General features: G+C 59.5%; 1 pseudogene. It reads left to right on the forward strand.

The features are described from left to right. Positions 1–171: pseudogene (locus U862_RS31300) on the forward strand (hypothetical protein); the annotation flags it as partial. Positions 172–274: the final 103 nt, after the last annotated feature.

Genomic DNA, 274 nt, shown 5'->3' on the forward strand with positions numbered 1-274 from the left:
ATGCGATCAAACTGTGGGAGTCCGACCGAGCTCAATACGCTGGCTACCGAGGTGTGGGCGCGTACGGCGAATGTCGAGTTTGCGGCGGCAGCGCCTTATGCGGCGTTGTTGATCCTGGTGTCAGGGTTGCCGGTTTACCTGCTCACAACGCGGATGTATCTGAGTCGCTGAAATCGCCTTCGCGAGCAAGCCCGCTCCCACATTCGATCGCGTTCCCAGGCTGGTATGCGATCAAACTGTGGGAGTCCGACCGAGCTCAATACGCTGGCTACCG

The sequence above is a fragment of the Pseudomonas sp. H1h genome (genome assembly GCF_000633255.1).
Taxonomy (GTDB): Bacteria; Pseudomonadota; Gammaproteobacteria; order Pseudomonadales; family Pseudomonadaceae; genus Aquipseudomonas.